The organism is Nostoc sp., assembly GCF_035638895.1.
In the GTDB taxonomy this organism is placed as follows: domain Bacteria; phylum Cyanobacteriota; class Cyanobacteriia; order Cyanobacteriales; family Nostocaceae; genus Nostoc.
The window spans coordinates 1-3,357 of sequence record NZ_DASQZC010000435.1; the positions used below are offsets into that span (position 1 = coordinate 1).

4 protein-coding genes are annotated in these 3,357 nt (G+C 42.7%); 3 read left to right on the plus strand and 1 reads right to left on the minus strand.

All coding sequences use genetic code 11. The features are described from left to right. Positions 1-331: 331 nt before the first annotated feature. On the minus strand, positions 332-535 hold the full coding sequence (locus VE944_RS22120; RefSeq protein ID WP_324981921.1) for a hypothetical protein: 204 nt from the start codon (positions 533-535) through the stop codon (positions 332-334). A gap of 179 nt (positions 536-714) precedes the next feature. On the opposite strand from VE944_RS22120, the gene VE944_RS22125 reads away from it, so the two are divergent. The 3 genes from VE944_RS22125 to bioF all read left to right on the plus strand — a co-directional run. Further along, positions 715-1,476 (plus strand): sucrose-phosphate phosphatase, encoded by a 762-nt coding sequence (locus VE944_RS22125; RefSeq protein ID WP_324981923.1) that lies wholly within the window; start codon positions 715-717, stop codon positions 1,474-1,476. Then, the gene (ruvA, locus tag VE944_RS22130) at positions 1,473-2,105 is read left to right on the plus strand and encodes a Holliday junction branch migration protein RuvA (protein WP_069069384.1); all 633 of its coding nucleotides are present in this window, start codon (positions 1,473-1,475) and stop codon (positions 2,103-2,105) included. The genes VE944_RS22125 and ruvA overlap by 4 nt, the downstream gene beginning before the upstream one ends. A gap of 97 nt (positions 2,106-2,202) precedes the next feature. Next, the coding region (gene bioF, locus VE944_RS22135; RefSeq protein WP_324981929.1) for an 8-amino-7-oxononanoate synthase at positions 2,203-3,357 on the plus strand (1,155 nt) is incomplete at its 3' end.

The window sequence follows — 3,357 nt, forward strand, 5'->3', positions numbered from 1 at the left end:
ACATTTTTGTCAGAGTTAAACTGTCACACTTAGCGACATCCCGCCCATAACTAAAGTTCAGCTATGAGACTCGGAATTCATTCCGAGGCGGGATAGAAACGCAGTGCGAGATTTATTAATTCGGTTAGTAGATGTTGTGGAGATATGTTAACCACGATCGCAAGCAGTAGACGAGTTTAAATAAATTGTATTCTTGTAGAGACGGCGATTCATCGCGTCTCTTGCCTTAACCGAACAGTATTCCCACGTCTCTACATTGTTTTTCAGCCCTACGTCTCTGTAAACATCACTCAAATTTAAACATTAGTTGTCAAAGTTTGAACGTTTGCAGCTAATGCTCTTCCATATATAAGAAAGGCTTAAGCATTTGCAGCAAACATATAATTAGTTGCTGCAAACGCTTAATGCTTTGCAACAAATACTCTTCCATGTATAAGAAAGGCTTAAGTATTTGCAGCAAATGTATAATTAGTTGTTGCAAACGCTTAATACTTTGCAACAAATGCTCTTCCATGTATAAGAAAGGCTTAAGCATTTGCAACAATCATTGTAATGAACTTATAAATCTATTTATTAGGTGAAATATAACGGTGAAAGCAGTTTTTGCAGGAAGGAATATATCTGCTGGCTGATTTTTTTATTAAAGCAGACTACATCTATGCTTTCTTTAAATAAGTGCAAATTTGATGTTAAAGCAAAGCATAAGAGATGATTATGGCTAAATTCCTTTTTGTAACAGATTTGGATGACACCTTTGTGTATCGCACAGTAGGCGATGACAGTGCCTTAGCAGAACTAAATCAACTGCTGAGTCAACATCGCCAAGAATACGGTACGAAAATTGTTTATTCTACTGGGCGATCGCCTGTACTTTACAAAGAACTCCAAGCTCAAAAAAATCTTTTGGAACCCGATGCCCTCGTTCTTTCTGTGGGTACAGAAATTTACTTAGATGGTAGTGATATTCCAGACTCAGGTTGGTCAGAAATCCTCTCTCCGGGATGGGAACGGGAAACTGTATTATCTATTACTAAAAAATACCGTGAGTTAATTCGGCAACCAGATTCAGAACAGCGTCCCTTTAAAGTGAGCTTTTTCTTAGAACAAGATGCATCTGCGAATGTTCTACCACAACTTGAAGCAGAGTTGCAGAAATATAAATTAAATGTAAAGTTAATCTACAGTAGCGGTATTGACCTTGACATTGTACCCCATAGCAGCGATAAAGGTCAGGCAATGCAGTTTTTACGCCAGAAGTGGAAATTTGCAGCAGAACAAACAGTTGTCTGTGGTGATTCAGGTAATGATATTGCTTTATTTGCTGTAGGCAACGCACGGGGAATCATTGTGGGGAATGCCCGCAAAGAGTTACTTCAATGGCACAATGAGCATCCCGCCGAACACCGCTACCTGGCTTCATGTTTTTGTGCAGGTGGAATTATCGAAGGCTTAAATTATTTTGGTCTCTTGTTATGATTAGTTATCTAAAAGGTATAGTCGCTGGTATCCAAACAATTGGCGCTAATCGCGTGATTCTGACTCTGGAAGTGAATGGCTTGGGGTATGATTTGCAAGTTCCCCAACGCCTAGCAAACCAGTTACCAGAGTCGGGAGGAGTGGCGCAAATTTTTACCCATTTGCAAATTCGTGAAGAAGTGCCCTTCTTATATGGCTTTGCTTCACCATCCGAACGCGATTTATTTCGCCACTTGCTGACTGTCACCGGTATTGGTGCAGCCTTAGCGATCGCACTCTTGGACACTCTGGAACTACCAGATTTAGTCCAAGCAATTATCGCCGGCAATACGCAAATATTAATTCAGGCTCCTGGTGTCGGTAAAAAAATCGCCGAACGCATCTGTTTGGAACTGAAAAGCAAATTAGTAGAGTGGCGCAAATCAGCCGGGTTCTTCGTCGCCACAGGTGGGCCAGCACCAGGAATTCTCGAAGAGGTGCAAATGACCCTCTTCGCCTTGGGATATACTGCCCATGAGGTCAGTCACGCCCTGCATGTGGTAAGTGAAGACATCGGACTACCCAAAGATGCCTATGTCGAAGATTGGATTAAACAAGCGATCGCTCATCTCAGTAGCGAACAAGTTTAATTGTCATTTGTCATTTGTCTTTAGTCATTTGTCTTTAGTCATTTGATTATTAGTTATTCTCCCCCTGCCTCCCCTGCTCCCCACTCCCCACTCCCCAATGACTGACCCTTATGCCTGGCTAGAACATTCCTTAGCAACGATTCATCGGGCTGACTGGTATCGTTCGGTACAACCTATCAATGGTCGTCCGGGTGCAACGGTGGTTTTAGCTGGGCAAGAGATAATTAATTTTGCCAGCAATGACTATTTAGGATTGGCTGGGGATGAGCGGTTGATGGCAGCCGCGACTGCTGCGATCGCAGAATTTGGAACTGGTAGTACTGGTTCTAGATTACTCAGTGGGCATCGGGGATTGCACAGGGAATTAGAGGAGGCGATCGCATGTACCAAACAAACAGAAGATGCCTTGGTATTTAGTTCAGGGTATCTAGCTAATTTGGGTACAATTACCGCCCTTGTAGGCAAGCGTGATTTAATTTTATCTGACCAGTACAATCATTCCAGCCTGAAAAATGGAGCGATTCTCAGTGGTGCAGTATTTGTCGAATACCCGCACTGTGATGTTGCAGTTTTAAAAACTCAGTTGAGTCAACAGCGACAAAACTACCGACGCTGTTTGATTCTTACTGATACTGTCTTCAGCATGGATGGCGATTTATGTCCATTGCCAGCACTGTTGGCGATCGCCGATGAATTTAACTGTATGCTGCTAGTTGATGAAGCTCATGCCACTGGGGTACTAGGAAAAACTGGCGCTGGGTGTGTCGAACATTTTGGATGTATAGGAAAGCAGTTAATTCAAGTTGGGACTTTGAGTAAAGCTTTGGGTAGTTTAGGCGGCTATGTAGCAGGAAGTAGCGCCCTAATTGATTTCTTACGGAACCGCGCACCCACTTGGATTTACACAACTGGACTTTCACCGGCTGATACGGCCGCGGCCTTAGCAGCAATCAAGATAGTCCAACAAGAACCGCAACGCCGTGCCCAATTGTGGGAAACTATACATCACTTAAAAAATTTGCTGCAAGAATTACCTAATCTAAAATTATTACCTTCGGAATCACCTATACTATGTTTTCAATTGTCTAGTGCAACAGATGCCCTCAAAGCTGGAAAACAGCTAAGAAATGCTGGCATTTTTGCCCCAGCAATTCGTCCCCCAACAGTACCCACAAGTCGAATTAGAATATCTTTAATGGCAACTCATGAAGCAGCACATATTGAAAAATTGGTAACAGTGCTGAAGGATGTC

What these genes read in the sequence shown, in the direction of transcription:
- ruvA (WP_069069384.1), top strand. Translation starts at nt 1,473, where the DNA reads ATGATTAGTTATCTAAAAGGTATAGTCGCTGGTATCCAAACAATTGGC.
- VE944_RS22120 (WP_324981921.1), bottom strand. Translation starts at nt 535, where the DNA reads ATGCTTAAGCCTTTCTTATACATGGAAGAGCATTTGTTGCAAAGTATT.
- VE944_RS22125 (WP_324981923.1), top strand. Translation starts at nt 715, where the DNA reads ATGGCTAAATTCCTTTTTGTAACAGATTTGGATGACACCTTTGTGTAT.